This is a genomic window from Myxococcus sp. CA056, from assembly GCF_013336715.1.
In the GTDB taxonomy this organism is placed as follows: domain Bacteria; phylum Myxococcota; class Myxococcia; order Myxococcales; family Myxococcaceae; genus Myxococcus; species Myxococcus llanfairpwllgwyngyllgogerychwyrndrobwllllantysiliogogogochensis.
Genome location: NZ_JABUMT010000014.1, coordinates 100,423 through 124,446 on the forward strand (window position 1 = coordinate 100,423; position 24,024 = coordinate 124,446).

At 69.1% G+C, this 24,024-nt stretch carries 19 protein-coding genes; 10 read left to right on the plus strand and 9 right to left on the minus strand.

Going from position 1 to position 24,024, the window contains the following annotated elements; translation table 11 throughout:
• Positions 1 to 45 precede the first annotated feature (45 nt).
• Together HUA76_RS36410 and HUA76_RS36415 are read left to right on the plus strand one after the other, a co-directional pair.
• The gene (locus tag HUA76_RS36410) at positions 46 to 2,067 is read left to right on the plus strand and encodes a methyltransferase domain-containing protein (RefSeq protein ID WP_174463452.1); all 2,022 of its coding nucleotides are present in this window, start codon (positions 46 to 48) and stop codon (positions 2,065 to 2,067) included.
• Positions 2,064 to 4,355: a glycosyltransferase gene (locus HUA76_RS36415; RefSeq protein WP_174463453.1), complete on the plus strand. Its 2,292-nt coding sequence runs from the start codon at positions 2,064 to 2,066 to the stop codon at positions 4,353 to 4,355. The genes HUA76_RS36410 and HUA76_RS36415 overlap by 4 nt, the downstream gene beginning before the upstream one ends.
• A 63-nt stretch (positions 4,356 to 4,418) precedes the next feature.
• Here HUA76_RS36415 and HUA76_RS36420 read toward each other — a convergent pair whose 3' ends face one another.
• From HUA76_RS36420 to HUA76_RS36430, 3 genes are read right to left on the minus strand one after another with little or no spacing between them, the layout of a single operon-like run.
• Positions 4,419 to 6,611 carry a glycosyltransferase gene (locus tag HUA76_RS36420; RefSeq protein ID WP_174463454.1) on the minus strand — a complete coding sequence of 731 codons (2,193 nt, stop codon included), beginning with the start codon at positions 6,609 to 6,611 and terminating at the stop codon, positions 4,419 to 4,421.
• Positions 6,612 to 6,631: 20 nt separating this feature from the next.
• On the minus strand, positions 6,632 to 7,555 hold the full coding sequence (locus tag HUA76_RS45835) for a hypothetical protein (protein ID WP_254614713.1): 924 nt from the start codon (positions 7,553 to 7,555) through the stop codon (positions 6,632 to 6,634).
• A complete protein-coding gene (locus HUA76_RS36430) occupies positions 7,545 to 9,188 on the minus strand; it encodes a glycosyltransferase (protein ID WP_371823567.1) in 1,644 nt (547 codons plus the stop codon). Before HUA76_RS36430 ends, HUA76_RS45835 begins: the two co-directional genes overlap by 11 nt.
• A 119-nt stretch (positions 9,189 to 9,307) precedes the next feature.
• Between HUA76_RS36430 and rfbB the strand changes: the two genes are divergently transcribed.
• The 4 genes from rfbB to rfbC are packed head-to-tail and all read left to right on the plus strand — an operon-like array spanning position 9,308 to position 12,676.
• Positions 9,308 to 10,333 (plus strand): dTDP-glucose 4,6-dehydratase, encoded by a 1,026-nt coding sequence (rfbB, locus tag HUA76_RS36435; RefSeq protein WP_174463455.1) that lies wholly within the window; start codon positions 9,308 to 9,310, stop codon positions 10,331 to 10,333.
• Position 10,334: 1 nt separating this feature from the next.
• Positions 10,335 to 11,237: an SDR family oxidoreductase gene (locus tag HUA76_RS36440; protein WP_174463456.1), complete on the plus strand. Its 903-nt coding sequence runs from the start codon at positions 10,335 to 10,337 to the stop codon at positions 11,235 to 11,237.
• 15 nt (positions 11,238 to 11,252) lie between these two features.
• Positions 11,253 to 12,134, plus strand: a complete 882-nt coding sequence (gene rfbA, locus HUA76_RS36445; protein ID WP_174455823.1) for a glucose-1-phosphate thymidylyltransferase RfbA — start codon at positions 11,253 to 11,255, stop codon at positions 12,132 to 12,134.
• Positions 12,131 to 12,676: a dTDP-4-dehydrorhamnose 3,5-epimerase gene (gene rfbC, locus HUA76_RS36450; protein ID WP_174455822.1), complete on the plus strand. Its 546-nt coding sequence runs from the start codon at positions 12,131 to 12,133 to the stop codon at positions 12,674 to 12,676. Before rfbA ends, rfbC begins: the two co-directional genes overlap by 4 nt.
• 30 nt (positions 12,677 to 12,706) lie before the next feature.
• On the opposite strand, the gene HUA76_RS36455 is transcribed toward rfbC, so the two are convergent.
• The gene (locus HUA76_RS36455; protein WP_174463457.1) at positions 12,707 to 13,147 is read right to left on the minus strand and encodes an SRPBCC domain-containing protein; all 441 of its coding nucleotides are present in this window, start codon (positions 13,145 to 13,147) and stop codon (positions 12,707 to 12,709) included.
• Between the two features lie 51 nt (positions 13,148 to 13,198).
• Between HUA76_RS36455 and HUA76_RS36460 the strand changes: the two genes are divergently transcribed.
• Entirely contained in the window at positions 13,199 to 13,528 is a 330-nt protein-coding gene (locus HUA76_RS36460) for a helix-turn-helix transcriptional regulator (RefSeq protein ID WP_141646883.1), read from the plus strand.
• Positions 13,529 to 13,575: 47 nt separating this feature from the next.
• On the opposite strand, the gene HUA76_RS36465 is transcribed toward HUA76_RS36460, so the two are convergent.
• Both HUA76_RS36465 and HUA76_RS36470 read right to left on the minus strand, forming a co-directional pair.
• The gene (locus tag HUA76_RS36465; RefSeq protein ID WP_217440685.1) at positions 13,576 to 15,258 is read right to left on the minus strand and encodes a hypothetical protein; all 1,683 of its coding nucleotides are present in this window, start codon (positions 15,256 to 15,258) and stop codon (positions 13,576 to 13,578) included.
• A 187-nt stretch (positions 15,259 to 15,445) separates the two neighbouring features.
• Positions 15,446 to 16,228, minus strand: coding sequence for an AAC(3) family N-acetyltransferase (locus HUA76_RS36470; RefSeq protein WP_174463458.1), 783 nt, complete (start codon positions 16,226 to 16,228; stop codon positions 15,446 to 15,448).
• A 189-nt stretch (positions 16,229 to 16,417) separates the two neighbouring features.
• Here HUA76_RS36470 and HUA76_RS36475 point away from each other — a divergent pair, with 189 nt between their 5' ends.
• Together HUA76_RS36475 and HUA76_RS36480 are read left to right on the plus strand one after the other, a co-directional pair.
• On the plus strand, positions 16,418 to 17,443 hold the full coding sequence (locus HUA76_RS36475; protein ID WP_141646891.1) for an LLM class flavin-dependent oxidoreductase: 1,026 nt from the start codon (positions 16,418 to 16,420) through the stop codon (positions 17,441 to 17,443).
• A gap of 134 nt (positions 17,444 to 17,577) precedes the next feature.
• Positions 17,578 to 17,907 (plus strand): hypothetical protein, encoded by a 330-nt coding sequence (locus HUA76_RS36480; RefSeq protein ID WP_141646881.1) that lies wholly within the window; start codon positions 17,578 to 17,580, stop codon positions 17,905 to 17,907.
• 104 nt (positions 17,908 to 18,011) lie between these two features.
• Here HUA76_RS36480 and HUA76_RS36485 read toward each other — a convergent pair whose 3' ends face one another.
• The 3 genes from HUA76_RS36485 to HUA76_RS36495 are packed head-to-tail and all read right to left on the minus strand — an operon-like array spanning position 18,012 to position 22,459.
• Complete coding sequence (locus HUA76_RS36485; protein ID WP_174463459.1) at positions 18,012 to 19,877, minus strand: serine/threonine-protein kinase; 1,866 nt, start codon at positions 19,875 to 19,877, stop codon at positions 18,012 to 18,014.
• A gap of 34 nt (positions 19,878 to 19,911) precedes the next feature.
• Positions 19,912 to 20,910: a tetratricopeptide repeat protein gene (locus HUA76_RS36490; protein ID WP_174463460.1), complete on the minus strand. Its 999-nt coding sequence runs from the start codon at positions 20,908 to 20,910 to the stop codon at positions 19,912 to 19,914.
• Complete coding sequence (locus HUA76_RS36495; protein ID WP_141643732.1) at positions 20,900 to 22,459, minus strand: PEGA domain-containing protein; 1,560 nt, start codon at positions 22,457 to 22,459, stop codon at positions 20,900 to 20,902. The genes HUA76_RS36490 and HUA76_RS36495 overlap by 11 nt, the downstream gene beginning before the upstream one ends.
• 211 nt (positions 22,460 to 22,670) lie before the next feature.
• Between HUA76_RS36495 and HUA76_RS36500 the strand changes: the two genes are divergently transcribed.
• Positions 22,671 to 23,744, plus strand: a complete 1,074-nt coding sequence (locus HUA76_RS36500) for a YihY/virulence factor BrkB family protein (RefSeq protein ID WP_174463461.1) — start codon at positions 22,671 to 22,673, stop codon at positions 23,742 to 23,744.
• Positions 23,745 to 24,024 lie beyond the last annotated feature (280 nt).

A 24,024-nucleotide genomic window follows, 5' to 3' on the forward strand; every position in this document is an offset into this window, starting at 1 on the left:
AACCCTCCTTCGGTTCATGCAGGCGGCGTAACTCCACATCGGCACATGTACAAAGACATCAAGAGCGAGGGCCCGAATGGGGACGTGGCCCAGATGCGCGACAGTCTCCATTTCTGGAAGACGACCAACGGCCACTCCTATCGGGAACTGGTGAGGGTCCGCGAAGGGCAGGGGCACCTCGCGTACGGTCAGCAGGAACGTCTGCTGACCGCGCTCATCCGCTCCGAACAGCGCCGGTTGGACCGCGCACTGTCCGTGTTGGAGTTTGGCTGTGGCTTCGGCCGGCACGCGACCTCCCTCTCCCAGCTCTCCCAGGTGCGCTACCACGGGTACGACATCTCGGAGTCCATGACGGAGCCGCTGCGTCTGGAGCCGCCCGCCTCGCTGCGCCCCGTCGAGGAGCGCATCTTCTGCGGGGACGACCCGCTCATCGCGGTGGGGGGACGACGGTTCGACCTCGTCTTCTCCGTCTCCACGCTCGTGCACAACCCGAGCGAGCGCATCCCCGCGCTGCTGGAGACCATGGGGCAGATGGTGCTGCCCGGCGGCATGCTGGTGCTGGTGGAGAACCCGCTGATGCCCACCAGCGTGTGGGACCCCTCGTGTCATCCGGGCTCCTGGCACCACGCCTTCGCGGACCTGCTCCCGGAAGGGTGGGATTTGCACCACGGGCCGGGTCTCGTGGACCACCAGGACGTCTATGTCCTCAAGCGCCAGCCGGGCCATGGCCGGCGCTACTTCCAGCTCGTGGGCCCCGAGGCCCCGCGCGATGAGTCCCAGCCGCTGACGTTGGAAGCGCTGCACGCGCGCGCCATGCCCCGGTTGCTGGAGTGGGCGGGCAGGGCCAGTAAGTCCCTGTCGACGCCCGCCGCGAACAGCGAGGCGCGGGTGGCGGAGCTGACCGAGCGCCTGGCGGTGGAGTCCGAGCGCTTCGAGCGCCGCCAGCGGCTTCAGGCGCTGTCGGATGACCTGGCCCGCCTGCGAGCCTCACGAGCACCGTTTCCGGACGCACCGGCCCCGCACGTGCCGGCGACCTCGTCGGTCCCTGGCTTCATCCTCAACGCCGCGCTGGACACCCGCTGGTCCGCCGACCTGCCCCAGTTCAGGAAGTTGATGCATGTCTTTCATCAGGACTGGCACGGCATCCGCGCCGCCGCCGGATACCTGCCGGGCCAGAAGCTGGCCATCGCGTCCGACCGCGTGTTGGACGAGCGCGAGCTGCGTGCCGCCATCGAACTTGTCGAGCGCAGCGGGTGCAGCCAGATCATCCTCCACGGCTACTCCTCCAACGCCCGCGACCTCGTGGTGCTGCTACGCCGGGCGCTGGGCTCGTCGGTGCGAATCCTCGCGCTGTGGCATGGCTCGTCGGCGCAGTTCCACTACTCGTTCGAACTCGACTGCTTCGCGCAGCTCATCGACCTGCGGCGCCGGGGCGTCATCAACGCGCTGGCGACCGTCAAGCCGGGTATGCACCTGCTGGCCCCGGAGGTCTTCCCGAAGACGGTGCTCAACCTTCCGCCCACGTTGCCGGAGGCCGAACGCAGCCCAGCGACTCGTCGCCTCACGCGCGCCGCGCTCATCCCCACGCCCAACGACTGGCGGAAGAACTTCTTCACCAACCTCTTCGCCTGCCAGTCGTCCTCTCGTATCGACGACATCTACGTCACGGCGAACTACCGGCTGCCGGACGTCATGAAGAGCACGCGGCGCATCCATCACGTCGCGCGCCCCAGCCGCACCGAGCTGTTCGAGCTGGTCCGCCGCTGTGACATCGTCCTCAATGCCTCCCTGTCGGAGTGCCAGCCCATGACGGGACTGGAGGCGCTCGCGTTGCGCGTTCCGTGTGTGTATGGGGCGCTCAGCCTGGGCGCGCTGGATGCTCACCCCTACCAGCGGCTCGCGCAGATTTCCGGCGTGGACTCCGTGGAGGTCGTGGCCGCGGCCATCGAGCGGATGCTGGCCCTGCGCGAGCGCTCGCCCGAGGAACTCACGCAGATGATGGTGGACTACGAGCGGGCCCTCACGGTCGAAGCGGTCAAGGTCCTGGAGGAGTTCGTTCAGTCATGAGTCTGCGTCGCGTTTGCCTCGTCACGGACGAGATGTATCCGTTCACCGCGGGCGGCATCGGCCGTGTCCTTCACAACCTCGTCGAGGACTCGCTTCGTCGTGAGCTGGACTTGGAGCTCCACCTGCTGTTCCCGGCGCGCACGACGGTGAATCCGCGCGAGGTGGAGCGCCACTTCCTGGGCAAGGTGAAGGCGCACGTCGCTCCGGCCCGCAGCGAGTGGGACACGAGCTTCGACGAAGGGGGTGTCTATCCTCCGCCCGGGGCGTTCACCGACACGGTTTGCCACGCCCAGTCGATGGAGCTGCTGCTCGAGCTGCGCAGGCTGGAGGAGGAAGGAACTCGCTTCGACGTCATCGAGTTCCCGGACTACCGAGGCTGGGCCTTCTGTGCCATCCAGGAGAAGCTGCTCGGCTGTGGCCTGGAGGGCGCGCAGGTGGTGGTGCGACTGCACTCGACGGGCGGGATGCTGGCGCCTTTCGAACGCCAGTTGCTGGGCTGGGAGCACATGGGTCAGTTCGAGCTGGAGCGCAAGGCGCTGCTCGACGCGGACCTTGTCATCGCCCACATCCCTGGCGTCGCCGAGCTCAACTGCTCGTTCTACGGCTTCCCTGACTCGTGGCTGGACAAGGTCGTGCGGGAGTTTCCGCCCGTGGCTCCAAAGGCGGACCCGGTGCCGCCGCGAGGAGAGGGCGAGCCGGACCTGCTCTTCGTCACCAAGATTCAGAACATCAAGCGCACCGATGTGTTCGTCCGGGGCGCGGCCGGGTTCATGCGTCGCTTCCCGGAGTACCGGGGGAAGGCCGTCCTGGCCTGTCATACGGCCAACTCGGCGTATCTCGCCTATGTCCAGGCGCTGATTCCGGAGGACCTGCGCTCCCGCTTCCTGTTCACCGGGCCGAGCAAGGACCGCGACGCCCTGATGCGGCACGGCATCGTCGTCATTTCTTCGGACTACGAGTCGCTCAACCTCACCGCTTACGAGGCCTCCAGCGCGGGCGCCACGCTGGTGCTCAATGGTGCGTGTGTCGCATTCGCGCCAGGAAGCCCCTTCATCGATGGGGTGAATTGCTACACGTACGGCGGCTCGGTGGATGGGCTCGTGGAGGCCCTGGAGCGGGCGTGGCGTGCCCCGGCCCTGCTGCCGGTGGAGTGGACGGCGGTACCTCCGTACTGGGAGACCCCCAGGGCGGAGCCCGCCCTGTCCCGGCCGGACCCGGACGCCGACCTTCCTCGTGTCAGCGTGCTCATCACCAACCACAACCTGGGTCGCTTCCTCCCGGAGACGTTGGCGAGCATCGCGGACAGCAACTACCCGGAGATTGAAGTCATCATCGTGGATGACGCCTCGACGGGCGCGTTCGACCACGAAGTGCTTGGCCGCATCGAGGAGGCCACCCAGTCTGGCTCCAGCGGCGTGAAGCTCATCCGCAATCCCGTCAACAGGGGCCTGCCGGCCTCGCGCAACATCGGCCTGCGCGCGGCGACGGGGGACTACATCCTCCCGCTGGACGCGGACGACTGCATCAGCCCCACCTTCATCCGCCTGGCGGTGGAGGCGCTGGAGCGCCACCGGGAGTTCGACGTGGTGGTGCCGTCCACGGGCTACTTCGACTCCGACGAGGGGCGGGCGCAGCGGCGCTTCATCGACTACGCCCTCTTCATTGGCGACTGTCCATCGCTGGGCATGGTGGCCAATCGGCTGTCCTGTGCCACGTCGCTCATGCGCCGCTCGCTGTTCGAGACCCTTCGCTACAACGAGGAGATGACGAGCTACGAGGACTGGGACCTCTACCTGCGCCTGGCGCATGCGGGGCACCGCTTCCTCGTCACCAATGCGCTCCACTTCCACTACCGGCGGCGCAAGGGGTCGATGATCTCCGGCGTCAATCCGCGCCGGCATCAGGAGCTGCTCTTCCAGCTCCACCAGAACCTCTCTCGCCCGCTTCCCGCTGGAGTCCAGCTGGCGGCCTTCCTGCTCCTGGCCACGCCTCCCAACGGGGCCCGTACGGCGCCCGCGGAGCCCACGTCCGTGGCGGCGGGTGGGGAGGTTCCGCTGCGCTATGGCGTGGTGGACACCCTCAACTCCACGCTGAAGCGCCTTCCGATGATGCACCGGCTCCTCAAGCTCGCGGCCAGTGGGCTGACGCCGGAAGGCGCGGAGGCACGCCCCACGCGCTACGCACTGGTGGACCTGCTCAACCGGACGCTCAAGGCGATGCCGGTGGTCCACCCGACGATGAAGCAGGTGATGAAGACCACCAGCAAGCTGGGCATGGGGCGGCGCTGAGCCACCGCGCGTTGCTCGCGTGAAGGAAGACGTCCAGTCGGGCACCACGGCGGTGCCACGGGCTCAGCGGTCGGGTCGTGACTTGCCGCTGAGTCGGTCCGCGAGCTGGTGACGCAGGGGCCGTGAGTCGCCCTCCGCGCCCACCACCCATGAGACGGCACCGCGCAGCGTGTGGTGGACGAAGTCCATGCGCTTGAGCGTGCCGTTGAGCCGGTCGACGACCCGGGTGAGCAAGGGCCGGGGAATGGCCGCCGCGGCCTGGGCGAGGAGCCGGGCCTCTTGCTTGCGAGCCTCGCCTCGGAGGATGCGAAGCGCGCGCTCGGGATGAAGCGCGAGTCCTGGATGCTTCTGGTTCAGGTGGGCCAGCAGCCCGTCTCGCTCGGAGACGAGCGAGGTCCGCGTCATCGAGTCCATCCGCACGCGGTAGGAGAACAGGCTCTCGGGGATGACGGAGCCTTCGAGCCCGCGCTCCGCGAGCGAGCAGAAGACGTCCCAGTCCTCGAACCCGGTGAACCACTCGTCGTAGCCGCCGACTTCCTCGACGCGTCGGCGCTCCATCAGCGCGGTACACGTGGAGGCCACGTTGGCCACCCAGAGCGCGTCGCGCTCCATGCCCCACGGCACCCAGCCGCCCGTTACGCGGGTGGCGTCGTCGACGAAGTAGTTCACCAGGGACGTGGCGTAGCCCAGCCCTGGCGTGCCCTCCATCACCGCGACGGTCTTCTCCAGGAACGTCGGGGCGATGAGGTCGTCTGGGTCCAGCGGGAGGATGTAGTGCCCTCGGGCGTGCTTCAGCCCGGTGTTGCGTGCAGCGCTCAGCCCGCCATTGCGCTGGCGGACGATGCGCAGGTCCGGGGCCTGGACCCGCTCGAGCAGTTCGATGCTCTCCGCTTCGGTGGAGCCGTCGTCCACGAGGACAATCTCGTAGTCGGTGAAGGTCTGCGCGCGAATGGAGCGCAGTGTCTCCGGCAGGTAGTGCCCCATGTTGAAGTAGGGCACCAGCACCGACACGAGCGGGGTGTCCGACCTCGGCGTGCGACGCTTGGGAAGCACGCGGTGGCGCACGTCCGCCACGGACTCCACGGCGGCTTCCACCTGCTTCACGATGCTCGCGGGGGCGCAGTAATTGGCGACACGGGCAGGGGCCTCGCGGCGCACCGTCTCGCGCAGGGCGGGGAGGGTCAGCGCCTTCTCCAGCGTGGCCGCCAGGTGGGCCACATCCCCCGTGCGGAAGAGCAGTCCACTGCGCTCGTCCTCGATGAGCTCCGCCATGCCTCCCGCGTTGCTGCCCACGACGAGCGCGCCGGCGGACATGGCCTCCAGGCAGCGGTGGGGGAAGTTCTCCCACAGCGAGGGGAAGCAACACACGGAGGCGTCAGCGAGGGCGACGGCAAGCCCGGGAGTGGAGCGCGCGAGTTCGAACTGGATGCGCTCGTGCCACGCGGGAGCAATCCGGCGCTCCAGCGAGGCGCGCATGGAACGCCCGGCCGGCCCCGTCGGAGTGTCCTCTCCGATGAGGAGGAGCGTCGCGTTGACGCCTCGCTCGAAGAGCGCCTGCATCGCGTCGACGAGGAGATGGACGCCCTTCCGGTGCTCCAGCGGGCCGAAGTACAGAACCTGTGGTCGGCCTTTCTCCGCGTGTGCGGAGCGCGTCGAGGCGTCGTGAGGGAAGGGATGGGGAACGACGACGCCTCGGGTCTCCAGCTTCAGCCGCGAACGCACCTTGTCAAGCAGGGCGTGCGTGGGAGACAGGACCAGGTCCGCCTCGCGGACGGAGGTGTCCTCCATGTACTCCCACCGGGCCAGGTCCAGATCCAACGGGGAGATGCCGTTGAGAGCCCGAAGCTCGCGGGTGGGCGTGTGCAGGCGCACGGCGAGCACGGCGGAGGCGAAGTGTCCCAGCGTGCGCCGGGCCCTCAGCGCGAAGTAGCCCTCGAAGTCACGCTCGGGGAACTCGATGAAGTCGAAGGCGTGGCGTGCATGCAGCTCGCGCAGGGATGAATAGACATCCATGGCGTGGCGCATCGGAGCGAAGGGGAAGGCGCCCGCGAAGGCCGAGTCCATCTCCGAGCGAACGGCGTGCACGTGGACGCCGGGCAACAGCGTGTCGGCGCGTTCGAGGCCCGCATGAGGCGCGGTGAGGACGTGCACCTCATGGCCCGCCTCGACGAACGCGCGGCTCATCAGCGACGCATACGTGCCGATATCGCCCCCGAGAAAGGGAGAGAGTTCTCTAGAGACCAGGCAGATGCGCACGAAGACCTCGAGGGGAAAGGCTAGCGCCGACCAGAGCGGCGACGAGAGGGGCCACCCGACGGACGAGGGGGGCGCTCGGGAGACTCGTTGTTGGCGCCTTGTCGTCGCGCGGCCCGTGACGATGAGTCTGTGCTGTCCGTCTCCCGTGAGGCGCGAGGAGGGGATGCGGCCTCGCCATACGTCGTCGGCGAGGACGACCTGGTCTCTGCGCTCACCGTCTCCCGCGAGGCGTGCGGAGGGGATGCGGCCTCGCCGTCCGTCTTAGGCGGAGACGACTTTGTTGCTGCGCTCGCCGCCTCCCGTGAGGCGCGAGGAGGGGATGCGGCCTTGCCGTCCGCCTTCGGCGACGACGACCTTGTCTCTGCGCTCACCGTCTCCCGCGAGGCGTGCGGAGGAGATGCGGCCTCGCCGTCCGTCGTCGGTGCGGACGGCTGCTGCTCCGTGCGCTCCGTGGTCGACGGCTCGGGAGTCACCCCGCCAGCGGCCTCATGAGAGGCGCTGCTCCGAGCCGCATCCTCGATGCGCGCGAGTCGACGCTCCACGTCTTGCCGCCAGGTGGCCTGCGTGCGCGCGTGCTCACGCTGGACGTCATGAATGGTCGCGAGCGCATCGAGGATGGACTCGTTGAACTCCACCTGCTTGCGGAGCGCCTCGTTGATGAATGGCTGGAAGACGAGCCGGAAGGCTTTCTTCGCGAGCACGAGCGCCGGGCCCGACAAGCCACCCCGGTGTGACGTCACCGGACCGGCATAGCGGCTGTCCATCTTCCCGCGTGCCTCCTGGAGCAGCGCGGGCCAGGGCGTGGGAGTGGCGGGACGCGCGGATGCCTCCAGCGTCTGGCGCAGTGACTCGCGCGCTTCGGCGGAGGGCTCCGGCAGCTTCTGGGTCTCCTTCGCCACGGCTTCGGGCGAGGGCGCACGGGTCAACAGGTCCTCAGCGCGCACGCGCATCACCTCGAACGGAGTTGAATCCTTCCAACAGCGTCATGACTGTCTCCTCGGGGCGCGACGGCTCCATCATCACCAGCCGGTCACCCAGGTGGCGGCGCGCGAACTCCACCACCGTCGACGGATGCTCGGCCGTATACGTCCCCAGGGCCCTCGCTCCCACGTGAGGCATGAGCGCCTGAGCCGAGAGAGAATCCACCCCCAGCAAGATGACCGCCTCCGAAGACACGCGCACCGCGGTCTCCAGCGACGACGAGCCGGGCAACGCTCCAGGCCCTCGTCCCACGGGCTGGTCCGGCGTGAAGTACCGCACGGACACGCCCTCCACCTGCTCGGGAGCGACCTCCAGCGAGGCCTCGGCACCACGAGGTCGGAGCGCGAGGACTCTCGCCCCGGGCAGCCTCTTCGCCAGGTGACGCGCCACGCGCGACGCCGCGTCGTCGGGTCGCACGGTGTACCCAGGGCACACCAGCTCCACGGTTGTCGACTCGCGAGCCGCCACGGAGGAGGGCGCCTCCGTCACGTTCGACGTCAGCATCGCGTCGAAGGCCTCACGCACCTGCTTGGCCACGCGCGCTTGCGAGAGGACCTGGAGCCGTGCTCGCTGCCCTTCGAGCACCTGCGCTCGAAGCTCGGGGCTCCGGTCCAGCACCGCGAGCAGCTCCGCCACCTCCGCCGGGTCATCCGACAGCGTCGCGAGCCCCGCTCCCCCCAGGGTCTCAGGGACAGCCGCCGCGCCATAGGCGACGACGGGCACGTTCCGGTACATCGCCTCCAGCAAGGGCACTCCGAAGCCCTCGTGCCGGCTCATGGAGAGATACGCCGACGCGGTGGCGAAACACGCGGAGAGCTGCGCCGCGCTCACCCGGCCCAGGAAGAGGACACGCTCCGCGCCGAGCACTTCCTTGAGCCCGTGCAGGTACGCGCCATAGGCGCCATCCCGATGCAGATACCCGGCGACGACGAGCCGGCTGCGCGGCTGGTACAGCCGCTGGTACGCGGTGAAGACGCGCAGCACGTCGTCCACCTTCTTGCTGGGCACCGCCCTCCCGACGAAGAGGACGTTGGCGAAACCGTCGCTCAGCTCCGCGAGCAGCGCGGGGTCCGGCTCCGCGTCGAACGCACTCCAGTCGATGGCGAATGGCAGCGTCGACACCGACGCGTAACCCGCCGCCATCAGCTCCTCGGCGCTGAAGCGCGAGTAGGCGAACGCCCGCTCGATATGGGGGCGCAGCTCGAGCAGCTCGTCCCGGGCCGCGTCACACGCGGCGGCCACCTTGCGCTCGAACCCCTCGAACAGCCGGGCAGGCGTCACGTTGTGGTACACGAGCACCTTGCGACCAGGCGCTCGGACGATGAGCGGCACGAGCCGCGACTGGAAGCTGTGATGCACCAGCAGCACGGAGTCCGGGCGGGCATGCTTCGCGTACTCGCGGACGTGCCGGACCTGGTCCTTGCAGGCGTCATCCCAGTCCTCGGCGTAGATTTCCGAGGCGAAGCCCCAGCTGCGCAAGAGGCCCTGGAGGTAACGCACCTGGTTGCCCACCGCGTCTCCCCACGCGAGTCGTGGCAGGAGCTGATGGACTTCCCGGGGACCCGACGTGGGGGAGCTGCGTCTGGATGCGTTCACGCCCGGCTCCCTTAGCGCCGCGAGGGGGAGCACACAAGCCCGAGGCCCCTGGCGCCTTGACCGTCGACGACCCCTCCGATACGCAGGCACCCTCTCTGAGCACTCGAGGCCCGCGGCACATGAACGTATTGGTGACAGGAGGGTGTGGCTTCATCGGCTCCAACCTCGTGAGGTACCTGCGACGCGAGCGACCCGAGTGGACGGTGGTCAACCTCGACCTGCTCACGTACGCGGGCAACCTGGAGAATCTGTCGGACCTCGAGGGCGACCCCCGCCATGTCTTCGTCCGGGGCGACATCGGCGACCGCGTGCAGATGGAGGAGCTGCTCTCCACGCACGCCATCGACGCCGTGCTGCACCTGGCCGCGGAGAGCCATGTGGACCGCTCCATCCTGGGGCCGGAGGTGTTCATCACCACCAACGTGCTGGGCACCCAGCGGTTGCTGGAGGCCTGCCGCGCGCGGGGCGTGAAGCGCTTCCTCATGGTCTCCACCGACGAGGTCTACGGTTCGCTGGGGCCCACGGGCGCCTTCACCGAGTCCTCGCCGCTCCAGCCCTCCAGCCCGTACTCGGCCAGCAAGACGAGCTCGGACCTGGTGGCGCTCGCGTACCACCACACGTTCGGAATGGACGTCGTCGTGACGCGGTGCTCGAACAACTACGGGCGCTACCAGTTCCCGGAGAAGCTGATTCCGCTCATGGTGGTCAACGCGCTGCATGACAAGCCGCTGCCCGTGTATGGCGACGGCGCGAACGTGCGCGACTGGCTGCACGTGGAGGACCACTGCCAGGCGTTGCTGCGCGCGCTGGAGCAGGGCCGCTCGGGCGAGGTGTACAACATCGGCGGCGGGGCGGAGCGGCGCAACATCGACATCGTGAAGGCCATCCTCGGGCTGGTGGGCAAGCCGGAGTCGCTCATCCAGTACGTGAAGGACCGGCCGGGGCATGACCGGCGCTACGCCATCGACCCGTCGAAGATTCGCGCGGAGCTGGGCTGGACGCCCGCGCACACCTTCGAGCAGGGCCTGGCGGAGACGGTGCGCTGGTACGTGGACCACCCCGCGTGGTGGGAGCGGGTGATGAGCGGCGCGTATCGGCAGTACTTCGAGACGCAGTACCGCGGTCGTCTCCAAGGGAGGGCGTGACATGCGCGTGCTCGTCACGGGCTCCAACGGACTGGTGGGAAGCCGCGCCTGTGTGCTGCTGGAGCAGCGGGGACACACGGTGGTGGGCTTCGGCCGAGGCCCCCGGCGCACGGGCGGCGAGTACGGCTACGTGTCGGTGGACCTGACGCGCGAGGCGGAGGTCGCCGCGGCGATGGAAGCCGCCGCGCCCGAAGTGGTCATCCACTGCGCCTCCATGACGGAAGTGGACGCCTGCGAGAAGGACCCGGAGGCGGCCTACGCGGGCAACGTGAACGGGACGGCGGCGGTGGCTCGCGGGGCACGCAAGGCCGGGGCGCACCTGGTGCACGTGTCCACGGACTACGTCTTCGACGGTGACGCGGGCCCCTACGACGAAGCCTCCATCCCCAACCCGCGCGGCGTCTACGCGGTGACGAAGCACATGGGCGAACAGGCGGCTCGGGTGCTCGCGCCCGGCTGCGCCATTGCCCGGACGGCGGTGGTGTACGGCTGGCCTCCGGTGGAGGGGCGGCTCAACTTCGGCGCGTGGCTGGTGATGACCCTGGAGAAGGGGCAGCCCGCGCGGCTGTTCGAGGACCAGGTCGTCTCGCCCAGTCTGGCGGACAACGTGGCGGCGATGCTGGTGGAGCTGGGCGAGCGCAAGCTCGGTGGCGTGTGGAACACCTGCGGCGGCACCGTCGTGGACCGCGTGGCCTACGGCCGGGCACTGTGCGAGGTGTTCGGGTTCGACGCGAAGCTCATCGTCCCCACGCGCATGGCGGAGCTGAAGCTGCCCAGTCCCCGTCCGCTGAAGGGCGGGCTCAAGACGGACAAGGTCCGTGGCGAGCTGGCGGCGAAACCCCTGGAACTGGCCGAATCGCTGGCGCGCTTCCACGCGACGTGGAAGGCCGCGCGCGGGCACTGACTTCGAGAGGTGGACATGAAGGGCATCATCCTCGCCGGCGGCTCGGGCACGCGGCTGTACCCACTGACCCGGGTGGTCAGCAAGCAGCTGTTGCCGGTGCACGACAAGCCGATGATCTACTACCCGCTCAGCACGCTGATGCTGGCGGGCATCCGCGACGTGCTCATCATCTCCACGCCGCAGGACCTGCCGCGCTTCCGGGAGCTGCTGTCGGACGGCACGCAGTGGGGGATGCGTTTCGAGTACGCGGAGCAGCCCCGCCCGGAGGGCCTGGCGCAGGCCTTCATCATCGGCCGTGACTTCGTGGGCAAGGACCCCGTGTCACTCATCCTGGGCGACAACATCTTCTACGGGCACGGGCTGAGCAGCCTGGTGCGCGGAGCGGCGCGGCGCGCGGCGGGCGCCACCGTGTTCGGCTATTACGTGAAGGACCCGGAGCGCTACGGCGTGGTGGAGCTGGACGCGAGCAACCGCGCGGTGAGCCTGGAAGAGAAGCCGCTCAAGCCGAAGTCGAACTACGCCGTCACCGGGCTCTACTTCTACGACAACCAGGTGCTCGACATCGCCGCCGCGCTCAAACCGAGCAAGCGGGGCGAGCTGGAGATCACCGACGTGAACGCGGAGTACCTGCGTCGCGGTCAGCTGAACGTGGAGCTGATGGGGCGCGGGTACGCATGGCTGGACACAGGGACGCACAGCTCGCTCATGGAGGCATCCAACTTCATTGAGATCATCGAGCGGCGCCAGGGCCTCAAGGTGTCGTGCCCGGAGGAGATTGCGTACCGGATGGGCTACATCGACGCGAAGCAATTGGTGACGCTGGCGGAGCCGATGCTCAAGAACGAGTACGGGCAATATCTGATGTCCGTCGCGGAGAACCGGGGCGCGGTGTCATGAAGGTGACGCCGCTGGAGATTCCGGAGCTGTTGCTGGTGGAGCCGAAGGTCTTCGGTGACGACCGGGGCTTCTTCATGGAGCTGTTCCACGAGAAGCGCTACGCGGACGTCGGCATCCCCGGGCCCTTCGTCCAGGACAACTACTCGCGCTCGGCGCGGGGCACGCTGCGTGGGCTGCACTTCCAGGAGCCGCAAGGGCAGGGGAAGCTGGTGCAGGTGTTCGCGGGCAGCGTGTACGACGTCGCCGTCGACGTCCGTCGCGGCTCGCCGACATTCGGCCAGTGGGTGGCGGTGGAGCTGTCCGCGGAGAACCGGCGTCAGCTCTGGATTCCGCCGGGCTTTGCCCATGGCTTCTGCGTGACGAGCGCCACCGCCGACTTCCACTACAAGTGCACCACGCTCTACGCGCCGGAGACGGAGCGCTGCATCGCCTGGAACGACCCGGACCTCGCCATCCCCTGGCCGGTGCCCGAGCCGTTGCTGTCACCCAAGGATTTGCGCGCGCCCCGACTCAAGGACGCGCCGGTGCTGCCCTCGTTGTAGCCCGGGGCGAGGGCAGCTCGGGGGGCTCCCTCAGTAGGCGCCACCCGCGCGCAGGTTGATGCCGAACTCGAGGTACGCCTTGAGACACGTCATCATGTGCATCCAGCCGCCACAGTTGTCGTAGGACGCGTCGACTCCCCGGGCGTCCTCCTTCCAGCCTGACTCGCGGATCTGCACCAACGTGCTCCGCTCATCGATGGGCTTGAAGAGCATCTCCACGCGGGTGTTGTAGCCACCGCCCGCCGCTTCCCACTCGAAGGCGATGCGCTCGTCCCTGGCCACCGTGCGGACGATGACGTCGTGCTCGCCGGGGGCCTCCGCGAACCGCCACTTCACCGTCGTGCCTTCCACCAGGGGCGCACTGGCCGCCTGCACGAAGTACCCGCTCAACTTCTTGGGGTTGACGACACCGTCGAAGACCTCGGCCACCGGCTTCTGGATCTTCAACTGCACCTGGAACTTCGGCTCCATGAGGATTCTCCCGTTGGGGTTCCACTTCAATACATGTTATATTTCTATAACATGTCGAGCGAAGCCAGGGACGACCAAATTTTCAAGGCGCTGGCGGACGCGCGGCGGCGGGCGATGTTGGACCTGTTGAAGGCCGCGCCCCGGACCACGGGTGACCTGTGTGAGCACTTCGCGGCGTCCCTGGACCGGTGCACGGTGATGCAGCACCTTGGAGTTCTCGAGCGGGCGGGCCTGGTCATCGCCGTGCGGGAGGGCCGCACGCGGTGGAACTACCTCAACGCCGCGCCCTTCAAGGAGATCCACGACCGGTGGATCTCCCCCTATGCGATGGAGGCAGTGAGCCTGCTGGCGAGGATGAAGCGGGACATGGAAGAGGACTGAGGCCCCGTCGGAGAAACGTGGCGGGGCGTCCGGCCGCTCCCTGGCGCCTACAGGCTCTTCAGGAACTCGACCAACTCCGCGCGCTGCGCCGCATCCGGGACGTAGACGGCGTGGGGCGCCTTGTCTCCCCGTGCCGGGTCCAGCAGCGACGCCAGCCCCACCACGGAGCTGTCATGGAGGAAGCGGTCCTTGCGCCCCAGGTCGAGCAGGAGCGGCATGGCGGAGCCCCGCGGCTCTCCTCGCCGGCTGGCCTCCACCACCACCGTCTTGTCGTCGAAGATGCTGGCCGGGTCGTCCTGGATGGGCGCGAAGGCGATGGGGCGCACGCCCGCTTCCTCCGGACGCTGGGCTATCACCGTCGGGTTGTAGCCCGGGAAGATGCTCTTCATCGGCACGATGAAGGACGGGACGCGCTTGCCCTGGTCCACATTGTGGCAGTTGGTGCAGCGCGCGGTGAACTGCTCCTTGCCTCGCGCGGCCAGGGTGGCGTCAAAAGTCCCCGGCGCGGGCGCGGCGAGGCTGTCGGTGTACGCATTCAAGTCCCGCAGCGCGTCCTCGTTCACGCGCAGGCCCACGGGCGCCTCTTCCGTTCCCGCCTTGTCGGAGACCTGCGTCGCGGTGATGTACGGGAAGCCCTCGCCCACCACGCCTCCTTTCCCCTTGACCTGGGTGTCCTTGAGGATGGCGAGGTAGTCGTCCGCCAGCTCGTTGCCCGCGGCCACGCCGCCCAGGGCCCTGAGGAACGCGCGGCCATCCGGCGTCACCAGGCTCGTCGGGTCCAGCAGCACGGTGTAGACGAGGTTGTTGAAGTTCTCGAGCCGAGCGATGTCGCCGGGAGTCCCCCACGGCGCCGCCAGGTCCGTCCGGAAGAAGGCCGCGATGTGCTGCTGCGCTCCCGTGCCGTCCGGGGCATCGTCGAACGTGCCCAGCGGATAGAAGGCCGGGTTGCCGACGAGCGCGTCGACCTGCGCCTCCGTGGACGTCTCCGTGAGCCCCTGGTCCGACGGCGCCCGGCCAATGGACTTGTTGCCGTTGGCGGCGAGCTTCACCTGGAGCAGCGGGTAGAGCGCGCGCGTGTTGGCGGCGACCGCGAAGATGCCACCGACGTTGAGGTTGTGCGGGGTGGGCCCGTCCACCTGTTTGCCGATGGAGCCACCTCCGAGGTTGTTCGGAGACTTCACCACCGAGCCGTCGGTGATGGCATGGCACAGCGCGCAGCTCACGCCGACCTTGTCGCCGCTGGCGACATCCCGCTTGCCGTCGCCATTGGTGTCCTTGACCACGACACCAATCACCGCGTTGGCGTTGATGAGCAGCAGGGTGGTGGCCGGGTCATTGAGCAAGGGGCCGCTGGTTCCTTGGCTGGCCAGCTCATTCGCCACGGCGGTCTTCGTGGCCGCGTCGAGCGCATCCACGTTGACGCTCAGGCCCGCTTGAAGCGCCTGCACCGGGGTGAGCTTCGCGGCCACGATGCCCGTGGGCAGCCGCACCGCGTCCGTCCAGAAGCCCTCGTTGCCGAAGGTCTCGAAGCGGAACATCTGCTCGCCCCGCGTCTTGTCTCCTCCCGTCAGCCGGGGGTGGTCGGGCCCCTGGTCCACCGGGCCGTCCTTCGTCTGGTTCTGATTGACCGGGTCGCCGTTGTCCTTGTTGCTTTTCGAGCAGGCCACCTGCGATGTGGCCATGGCCGCGGCGAGGAATACCCAGCCGACATGCCCGTGAGTCTTGTTCATCCCATCCCCCAATGCTGACGCGCTTCAAGGCGCGCTGCTATTGAGGCAAGCCGCGCATGCGAGGCACGTGCATTTCGCGCACGCCCTCGGGCCCGTCGCGCCGGCAACACCCGTGCTGATCTCCGGTGCTCAGTTCGGCCCCGGAGTCGGACCCACCCTTTCGCCGGATGACGCTTCCTCGGCGCGGTCAGGTCTCGACGCCGGTGACGCTCGTGCGGGCGACGTCGCATTCCTCGCAGCCGGCGTCCGGAGGACAGAGGAAGGTGAGCGGCGCCGAGGCAAGGTGGGCCACAGCGAGGTCCACGAGAGAGCGCGCGTCGAACAGCCGTGCGTCGGCGTTTCCGACGTTCCCCTCGCGCTGGAGGCCCCGGGCCCGAAGCCAGTCGTCGGCGAGCCGGAAGTTCCGACAGCAGTGGTCCGTCTCGGCGATCATCACCGTGCGCGCCACGCCATCGACCTCGACGACACAGGGATGGGAGACGGAGTAGGGCACCTTCGCGAGGGACTCCGCCAGATGCAGCGTCGTGTTCTCCCCCTGCGTCACCCCGAGCAGGAGGACCTGTCCGTCCAGGTCGTGAACCCGGCCCACCGGGCTGTCGGGGCCGTGCGGAGGGGAGCGCGGTTGCGGCCGACAGATGACCGCCGCATGCGGGCCCTCGGCGGCGAACGAGCCTCCCGGGTGCGTGCTTCGTGAGACTCCGGGCTGTCGCCAGAACAGCTCCGCGGTGATGCCCATGTCCGTCGTCGGCGTGGACGCGGGGTCGAACACCGTCTCGCCATCGGTCATCGTGGGCATGACCAGGGTGCCGTCACGCCCGAGCGCCGCGCGCAAGGCGCCAATCAACCCGAGAGGGCCTCCCTCGACGGGCCGCACCGCCTTGAAGGACGTGTGGACCAGGAGCACGCCTCCCTCGCGGACGCCCAGGGACCGGAGCTGCTCCACCATTTCCCGCTGGCTGACCTCGCGCATGCTGCCGGGAGTCTACCGGGCCTCGCGCCACACCGCTTCACGGCCCGGTGACGAGGGAGCGTCCGAGCCCTCCCGCGTTTCCCGTGCGCTCCCGGGGGCCCACGGTTAACGCTGGGACGCCGGGGGTGGTGCCGCCCGGGACGGGACGGGCCCGTCCTCCGTTCCGCGTGCATGCCCTGGGGTCCCTCGATGATTCCCTTCTCCGTTCTCGACCTCTCCCCCATCCGCCAGGGCAGTGACGCCGGTGACGCCCTGCGCTGCACGCTGGACCTGGCTCGCCATGTGGAGCGCTGGGGCTATCAGCGCTTCTGGCTGGCCGAGCACCACAACATGACGGGCATCGCCAGCGCGGCCACCGCCGTCGTCATCGGCCATGTCGCGCAGGGCACCTCCACCATCCGCGTGGGCGCGGGCGGCATCATGCTCCCCAACCACTCGCCGCTCGTCATCGCCGAGCAGTTCGGCACGCTGGAGACGCTGTATCCCGGTCGCATCGACCTGGGCCTGGGCCGCGCTCCCGGAACGGACCAGCGCACCGCCTCCGCCCTGCGGCGCAGCCGCGTGGACTCCTCCGACGCGTTTCCCCAGGACGTCGCAGAACTGCAGGCCTACTTCCAGGAGCCGGAGCCCCATCAGGCCGTGCGCGCCGTGCCGGGCATGGGCCTCAAGGTGCCGCTGTGGCTGTTGGGCTCCAGCCTCTTCAGCGCGCAGCTCGCCGCCGCCATGGGCCTGCCCTTCGCGTTCGCCTCGCACTTCGCGCCGCAGCAGATGATGACCGCCCTGCGCCTGTATCGCAGCCAGTTCCGCCCGTCCGAGGTCCTCCAGAAGCCCTACGCCATGCTCGGCATCAACGTCTTCGCCGCCGACACCGAGGCCCAGGCCCAGCGCCTCTTCACATCGCTGCTGCAAGCCTTCGTCAACCTGCGGCGCGGCCGGCCGGGACTGCTTCCGGCCCCCGTGGAGACCATGGACGGGCGCATCACCGAGTATGAGCTGGCGGAGGTCGAGTCCATGCTCGCGTGCTCCATCGTCGGCGACCCCGAGCAGGTGGGAGAGGGACTGCGCTCCTTCATCGCCGAAACCCAGCCCGACGAACTCATGGTCACCGCGCAGATCTTCGACCACACCGCGCGACTGCGCTCCTACGAGCTGCTCTCCCAGGTCCACGCCCGGCTGTCCGACGACGCGAGACCCGCGCCCACCACGGGCGGGTGAGGCGCCCCGGCGTTCGGGGGCGCCTTGATGCAGCGGAGATATGTGACAGCAGATTTCGGACGTGGGAGGGACTTCATCGGAAGTCAGGGCTTATGCATGATGCTGGAGTTCCATCTCTGGCTCAGGAGTCCCCCATGAACGCCCCCCGAATCCTCGCCGCGCTGACCGCCTGCTTCTCCCTGTCCCTCCTGGCTTGCGGAGGAGGCGAGCCGACGGCGGACGCCCCCGAGACGCAGGCCCCCGTGAGCAGCGTGGAGCAGGGCATCGGCTACCCGCCGTCCTGCGCGAGTGGCGACACGCTCATCTACTGGGTGGAGAACGTGCAGGCCTGCGTCCTGAAGTGCGGGTCGACGCGTCTGCCCGGTCAGCCGGCGACGCAGTACGCGGCCTGTCAGTCGAACATCTCGGGGACGAGGACGCTCATCAACGTGCGTCACTGCATCCCCGGCTGTAGCCTTGAGTAGTCGTTGCTCCGCGCGCTGACCTGGCGCTCCCCGGTCCGCTCCGATGCGTGGCTCCCTCGCGGGCCACGCCTTTGCGTGAGCGGACTTGGGTGGGACGCCTTCCGCTACTCGGAGACGTCCGGTGGCAACATCTGGCGGCACCGCGCCATGCCACGCTGTGCATCGGCGAGCCGCGGATAGTCCCGTGACACGGCCCCGTAGAGCTTGATGGCCTCCTCGCAGTTGCCCTGTTCCTCGCGCGCGCGGGCCCGTGACAGCCTCTTCGTCACGTCTTCAATCTTGCCTCCCAGCTCCGCGAGCTTCGGCTCGACAGAGTCCAGGCCCATGCTCTTGGCCAGCGCGAACTTCTCCGAGGCCTTGGCCAGCTCCCCGTTCGTGAAGTCGTCGCCGATATCGATGAGTCGATCCAGCGCGCGCTCCTTCTGACGCTCCAGGGCGGAATCGCCCGCTCCCGCCGCGACACCCTCGGTGGGGGGCGGGGCATGCTCCGCGCCGGGCTCGTGGGGTGGGGGGGCTTCCTCGCCGGGCGGAGGACCTCGGGGGGGCGGGGGACGCGGAGGCGGACCGTGAGGCGGAGGATGGGGAGGTGGGTGCCCCAGGTCTCCCATGCCATGGGGGCCCGGAGGTCCCTGGCCGTCACCCGGAGGCGGGCCCCGCAGGGCAATCACGCCGAAGCCACCGGCGAGCAACGCGCCCGCGACGCTCAGGGCCAGCACCCAGCCCGGGCGACCGCTCGGTGGCGGCGCATAGGGAGAGGCCGCGTGCGCCGTCTTGTCGAACCCGTCGCGCGCCGTGCGTTGCGGAAGCTCGGGCATGCCCGGCGCGGGCTGCGTGAGCTGGATGGGCGCCACGCGGCCCGTGTTGTAGAGGCCCGGGTCGATGGGAGGCGGCGTCGACACGGCGGCGCCGCGCAACATCGTGTCCTCGGTGCCGTCGCCGTAGAGCATGGTGCCCGGCGAGGACTCCTCGGCCGCGCCTGGCTTCACCACGGGGCTGACGCCGCTGATGGCGGGCCGGCCGGACATGGTGGGCAGCGCGTTGCTCAGGTCCGCGGCGAACGCCTCCATCGTCATGTAGCGCTCCACGCGCTTCTTCGCGGTGGCCTTCTGGATGACCGCGTCGAGCGCGGGCATGTCCAGGTCCGGCACCACGTCCACCAGCCGGGGAATGGGCTGATGCACCTGCTTCTGCATGATGTCCGCGACGCTCGTGCCGTCGAACGGCTGCACGCCAGTGAGCAGCTCGAAGAGCACCACGCCCACCGCGTAGATGTCCGCGCGCGCGTCCACGTCCTGGCCCATGGCCTGCTCGGGGGACATGTACCGGGGCGTGCCGGCCACCGCGCCCTGCGCCGTGAGGCGCGTGGCCCCGTCGGCGATGCGGGCGATGCCGAAGTCCAGCACCTTGACGTGCCAGCCGCGCATGCCTTGCCGGACCATCACGTTCTCCGGCTTGAGGTCCCGGTGCACCACGCCGCGCGCGTGCGCGTACGCCAGCACGTCCGCGACCTGGAGGATGATGTCCCCGGCTTCATGGAGGCTCAGCCGGCCCACGTTCGCGAGCAGGCGCTTGAGGTCATCACCCTCCACGTACTCCATGGAGATGTAGAGGCTGCCCTCCTCGTCCTGGCCGAAGTCGTGCAACGTCACCGCGTTGGGGTGCCCCACGCGGGCGTAGCTCTTCGCCTCGTTGAGGAAGCGCCGCGCGACGTCCGGGTCCAACGACAGGCCGCTGTTGAGGAACTTCATCGCGACCTGCTGGCCAATGCCCACCTGCTCCGCCAGGTACACGGAGCCCATGCCGCCCTGGCCCAACCGCTTGAGCACGCGGTAGCGGCCCGCCACCGTGCGGCCCAGCATCCGGTCCACCTGCGGCGCGACCTTCAGCTGCTCGGTGCTTCCACAGCTCGGGCAGGCGCCGCCCCAGGTGTCGTGCTCCGTCTCGCACCGCTGACAGATGAAGAGGGCCATCCAAGTCCTTCCTGACCGCGAGGTGGGTGCGACGTCAGCGTGACGGGGGCGCGGCGTAGCGCTGGAAGAGCAGGCGCTCCAGCTCGCGCGCGCCGTCCTCCTTCGACGTGCGCTGCGCCACCGCCGCGCGGAGCAGGTCCGTGCGAGGGTCCTCCGGCAGCTCCGCCTCCATCACCGCCAGGGCACCTCTCAGGTCCCCCGCGCGCTGGAGCGCCGCCGCGCGCCACACCCGGTACTCCGTCACGCCCGGCGCCGCCGAGGCCGCCTTCGCGAACAGTCCCTCGGCGCCCTTGGAGTCATTGCCCTGGAGCGCAACCAGCCCCTCCAGGAACAGGCCCTGCGCGGGCGCCTGGGGCGCCGCTTCTCCCGAGTCCTTCGCCCAGTCCAGCAGCTCCCGCCCAGTGCGCAGTTGCTCCGTCGTCAGCGCCTCGCCCTTCAGCGCGCGCTGGTGCACGTCCTCCGCGGAGGCTCGGCTCGCGGTGCTCAGGCGCGTGCCCATCTCCGCCAGGTCCACGCCCAGGTAGTCCGCGGTCACCAGGGTGCGCAGTTGCTCGCCCGCGCCCGCCGGGCCCGCGAGCGTGCCGGCCTCCAGCGCCTCGAAGAAGTCGGCCTTCAGCTCCACGTGCCGCGCTGTCATGTCCGCCGGCACCGGGCCCTTCTTCTTCTTCTTGCGCGCGGCCTTGAGCTGGCGCTCGCACAGCTCCAGCTCGCCCTTCGCCTTGGGACGCTCCTGGATGTCCGGGGCGCTCTTGAGCCAGGCGCGATACGCGGCGCACGCGCCCGCCGTTTCCTTGGCCCCCATGCGCGCGCGGCCCAGGCCCAGGTAGGCGGGCAGCAGTGAGGGATTGGCGCGCGTGGCCTGGAGGAACACGCGCGAGGCCTCCGCGTACTTGCGCTTGTTGTAGAGCTTGGTGCCCTCGGCGACGAGCGCGTCGGCGTTGCCCACCGAGGGGCCCACGAGCGGCGCGGCACTGGCCGTGCCCCACACCAAAAGCGCGCACGTCAGCAGCAGTCGACGCGACTCAGAACGCATAGCCCACCCCTCCACGGAAGTTGCTCGTCCCGGCGATCTTCCCCAGCAGCGAGAAGCCCCGCTGGTACGCCACGGAGGCGTACAGCCCCTCGTACACGAAGACTCGCGCGGAGGCCTGTCCGGACGCGTGCAGGTCCAGCGCGTAGAGGCCGTCCTCGAAGCGGGGCGAGTTGCCGGAGCCGTCGTCCTCCTCCTTCGCGAGCGCGCCGCGCAAATCGAGACCCGCCTGGATGGCGAAGGACACCGGGCCCAACACGTATCTCAGTTGCGGTTGTAATGCTCGCAGCGACACCATCTGGACCTTGGTGTCGACCTGCGTGAGCCCGGCCACGTTCGGGTTCTGCACGTCCTGCGGGACGTTGACGCCCATCGTCCAGACGTCGCCGGTGGAGTACCAGGTGGCGCCCACCAGCATGACGCCGAAGTACTGGCCGTAGCGTCCGTACTCCAGGCCCAGCCCTCGCAGCCGACGCGAGCCCGGAGCGCGCACGCCGTTGCCTCGCACGTCGCTCAGCCCGCCCTCCGTCTTCACCGGCTGCGCGGTCAGTGTGTCGGACGTGAGGCTGGTGAACTCGTAGGCCGCCTCCAGGTAGCTCTGCCGCGCCATGGTGGCCTCCTGCCGCCGCTTCATGGCCAGCTTGAAGGCCTGCATCGACGTGGGCTTCAGCTCCCGCTCCAGCGTGTACGTCGCGCCCGGGGCAATCTCCGCCTGGACTTCCTGCGGCTCGTAGCCCTCGCGCGCCAGTCGCAAGGTGCGTGAGCCGGGTTGGATGCCCTGGTCCACCGCGTCCTTGCCCACCACGGCGCCGTCCACGGAGATCTCCGTGCCCTCCGGCAGGACCTTCACCACCAGCCGCGCGGGCACCTTCTCCAGGGCCGGCCGCAGCTTCACCTGCTCGCGCGAGCCCACCACGCGCGTCTCTTCCCTGGGCAGGTGCGAGGCCAGTTCGAAGCGGAACGTGTGCTCGCCGGGCAGCACCTCCGTGGCGTAGGGCGTGACGCCCATCTTCACCCCGTCGATGAACACCGTGGCGCCCGCGGGCACCGACACCGCTTCCACCAGCGCGTTGAGGGACAGGAACTTCACCAGCACGCCGGCCAGGGCCTTCTCGAAGGCGGGGTTGCTTGTCTCCGCCTCCGCGCGTGCTCCGCTTTCCGAGCGCACGCTGACGGCGCGGAAGCGGTAACCGGCGTCGTCCTGGCCCACCCGCACCAGCACCACGCGCTCCAGGCCGAGCGACGCCAGATAGGTCCCCAGGGGCTCCCGACACCGGGCGCCGCCGGCCAGACAGCCCAGGTCTCCTTCCCGGCCCTGGAGGTGCGAGGCCAGCGCCCCCACGCCGACGACCTGTCGAGGCTTCACGTCCCCCGGCAGCAGGCCGGTGATGCCTTCCTCGGTCCGCTTCACCAGGGCGTCCTGCCCTGGATACATGGGCTGGATGAGCCAGAGGGTGTGGGCCGGGGCCTCGGCGCGGGCTTCCGGTGAAGCGCCGGGTGTCGCGCTGGCGACCAGCGCCAGGCTGACACTCAGGAGAGAGGCGACGAACATTGCGTCCTCGGGGCGGGCTGAGGCGGTGAGGTCCCGTCTGCCCGGGTAGGGCGGAAAACGGGCGCCGGGTGTTTTTTACCGGATGAAATGTTTTTCAGGAAGACGGCCCCCCGAGGGTGGAGCGGCCAGGGAGGCTGCCCATTGGGGCAGGGGCGCCACCGAGGGTCCGTATGGCCATCTTCCCCAGGACTTACATGGATGAGGGGGCGAGATGGTCTTGCCAGGCAAGGGCATGGGGTGGTGGGAGTTCTTCAAGATCCTGAAGGACGAGTGGAAACGCGACGATGTCAGCGACGTCGCGGGGGCCTTGACGTTCCGCGCCATCCTGGCGCTGTTCCCCTTCCTCCTGTTCCTCGTGTCGCTGGCGGGCGTCATCATCGACCCCAACCAGGCCCAGGTGCTCATCCAGGAATTGGGGAAGGTGGCGCCCAAGGAGGTGACGACCATCCTGGGGCAGCGCATCCAGTCGCTGGCGGACAGCAACCCGGTGGGGCTCTTGACGGTGGGTGGTGTGGGCGCCATCTGGGCGGCCTCCGGGGGCATCGTCGCGTTGATGGACGCACTGAACACGGCCTACGGCGTCGAGGAAACGCGGCCGGTCTGGAAGCTTCGGCTCATCGCGGTGACGACGACGCTGGTGGCGGCGGCGGTGGCCATCTTCGCGGCGCTGGCGGCCGTGGCGACGCCCGCGCTGGCCAGCAAGCTGCCGGACCCCGCGTCCACGGTGGCGCTGTGGCTGCGGCTGCCCGTGGCGGGCCTGCTGATGATGTTCCTGTGGGCGGTGCTCTATTACGTCCTGCCCAACGCGAAACAGAAGTTCCGCTTCATCACCCCGGGCTCCGTGGTGGGCGTGCTCATCTGGGTGGCGGCGTCGTGGGCCTTCTCCAAGTACGTGGCCAACTTCGGCAAGTACGACGTGAACTACGGCGCCATCGGTGGCGTCATCGTGCTCCTGCTGTGGATGTGGTTGTCCTCGCAGGTGGTGCTGCTGGGCGCGGAGATCAACTCCATCCTCGAACAGCGCTCGCCGGAGGGGAAGGCGCCGGGACAGCACGTGCCGGGGCAGGGCAAGGCCGTGCTGGCGACCAAGTCGGAGCTGGAGCAGGGCGGGGCGGACATCCCTGGCGCTCGGGACTTCCGTCCCGCGGTGGACCCGGCGACGGGCCAGGGCTTCGCCAGCGACGCGCCCCCGAAGCTCCAGCAGACGCCGTTGGCCGCCGCCGCGAAGTGGGCCGCGGGCCTGGGCCTGGGCGTCTTCTTCCTGCGGCGAAACACCGGTCGCTGAGCCTCGACGCATTGAACTCGCAGGTCTGCTCCCGGGCCCTGGCTCCCGCGCCCCTGGAGGGTGCTGGGGAGGAGCCGCCCTTCCCCGGGGCGAGTCTCCGCCGGGAACATTGACTCGGCCGACGACGAGGCGGCTGACATCAGAATCCTCGGCGTCGCGAGTCCTTGAGTCCCAGGAACGGACGCTCACGGAGGCCGTCCTCGGTTTGAATATTTCCCAGGGCTCAGCCATGTGTCGGCTGGGTGTGTCACTCTCAGGCGTCGCACGTCGCCGTCGCCCC